Raw genomic sequence first — 1,158 nt, forward strand, 5'->3', positions numbered from 1 at the left:
GGAAGCGTGTCAGTCTTGTCGCGGAACTTCTTGANGAGCTTAGCAGGAGCATTGCCTGTGTTGCTGAGCATCAATGTGGTCTCGCCGTGGAGAAGATCATAGAGTCCGGAATAATCAACATCGCTTGCCTCGAACGCAGCCTTGAGAAGCGTGTTCTTCACGCAAAGCATCTTGATGTCGCCTGAGAAGCATGCACGACGGAGCGCGCTTGTCTTCTCGGCATTGAGACCGGCGGTCTGTGTAAGATAGACGCAGCTGTAGTTCTTCAGCTGGTCGCCTATGTTTGCAATTATAATAGCTTTATCTTCCTTTTTCATTTTCGTCTTCTTTTAAAGATTATTCAGCCACTGATTTGGTCTCAACTTTGATGCCGGGACCCATTGTGCTCGAAAGATAAATGCTCTTGATATATGTACCTTTGGAGGTGGCGGGTTTCAACTTCACGAGAGTATTGATAAACTCTTTGGCATTGTCGCGCATCTGCTCGGCGGTGAAGCTCACCTTACCGATTGAAGCGTGTACGATACCGGTTTTGTCAACCTTGAAGTCAATCTTACCTTGTTTTACCTCTTTAACGGCTTTTGCAACATCCATAGTCACAGTGCCACTCTTCGGGTTAGGCATAAGACCGCGCGGACCGAGAATACGACCCAACGGACCAAGCTTACCCATTACAGACGGCTGAGTGATGATTACATCAATATCAGTCCAGCCCTCTTTGATTTTCTGCAGATACTCATCGAGACCTACATAGTCGGCACCGGCTTCCTTGGCTGCCGCTTCAGCGTCGGGTCCGCACAATACGAGCACTCTAACCTGCTTGCCTGTACCATGAGGAAGCGACACAACGCCGCGCACCATCTGGTCGGCCTTACGGGGATCCACACCAAGACGAACATCGATGTCAAATGAAGAATCAAATTTCTCGAAAGAAACTTCCTTCACCTTCTCGGCTGCCTCGGCCAAAGTGTATGCCTTCCCGGGTTCAATCTTCGATAAAGCTAACTTTTGATTTTTTGTCAGTTTTCCCATTTTCTTGAAGATTATTAGTTAAGTTCAGGGAACGCCCCTTTGACGGTGATACCCATGCTTCTCGCTGTGCCTGCAACCATACGCATTGCAGAATCCAAAGTAAAACAGTTCAAATCCGGCATCTTG

2 protein-coding genes and 1 pseudogene are annotated in these 1,158 nt (G+C 48.1%); all 3 read right to left on the reverse strand.

Annotated features, from left to right (window positions below):
- On the reverse strand, positions 1-317 hold a 317-nt coding region (gene rplJ / locus JX312_RS13870; protein ID WP_204458514.1), incomplete at its 3' end, for a 50S ribosomal protein L10.
- A 19-nt stretch (positions 318-336) separates the two neighbouring features.
- On the reverse strand, positions 337-1,032 hold the full coding sequence (rplA, locus tag JX312_RS13875; protein ID WP_123406083.1) for a 50S ribosomal protein L1: 696 nt from the start codon (positions 1,030-1,032) through the stop codon (positions 337-339).
- 14 nt (positions 1,033-1,046) lie between these two features.
- Positions 1,047-1,158: pseudogene (locus tag JX312_RS13880) on the reverse strand (50S ribosomal protein L11); the annotation flags it as partial.

This window comes from Barnesiella sp. CU968 (genome assembly GCF_905219685.1).
GTDB classification, from domain to species: Bacteria; Bacteroidota; Bacteroidia; order Bacteroidales; family Muribaculaceae; genus Lepagella; species Lepagella muris_A.